2 tRNA genes and 1 other annotated feature (1 of these 3 cut by a window edge) are annotated in these 462 nt (G+C 52.2%); both genes read left to right on the forward strand.

From position 1 onward, the window contains the following. Positions 1-20: a sequence feature (16S ribosomal RNA rRNA prediction is too short), on the forward strand; it begins 870 nt to the left of the window's first position. Continuing rightward, positions 20-96 (forward strand) — tRNA-Ile (locus tag BBA90_RS19410). It overlaps the preceding feature by 1 nt. 139 nt (positions 97-235) lie before the next feature. Continuing rightward, positions 236-311: transfer RNA gene (locus BBA90_RS19415), tRNA-Ala, on the forward strand. Positions 312-462: the final 151 nt, after the last annotated feature.

Genomic DNA, 462 nt, shown 5'->3' on the forward strand with positions numbered 1-462 from the left:
CGAGCAGAAAAACCTCTACAGGCTTGTAGCTCAGGTGGTTAGAGCGCACCCCTGATAAGGGTGAGGTCGGTGGTTCAAGTCCACTCAGGCCTACCAGATTTGTCTCATGCTGCGTTATGTCTCCGGCTCGCATAGTTCACTATGCTTCGCGGAAACATGCCTTGCCTGAGCCAAATCAACGTTTCTCCCTGGAGAGAAGTTGAGTGGTAGTAGAAGGTCTCTGCAGTGACTGTATGGGGCTATAGCTCAGCTGGGAGAGCGCCTGCCTTGCACGCAGGAGGTCAGCGGTTCGATCCCGCTTAGCTCCACCATTACAGTCCTGAAAAATACTTCAGAATGCACCTCAGGGCGCATTGCGAAGTTTTGCTCTTTAACAATCCGGAACAAGCTGAAAATTTGAAACGACCGCGTCGTATTCGTTCTCCGTAATAAGAACGATGCGCGATGCGGCCGGGTCTCAAG

Origin of the sequence: Pantoea eucrina, from assembly GCF_001691555.1 — a bacterium.
GTDB classification, from domain to species: domain Bacteria; phylum Pseudomonadota; class Gammaproteobacteria; order Enterobacterales; family Enterobacteriaceae; genus Pantoea; species Pantoea borealis.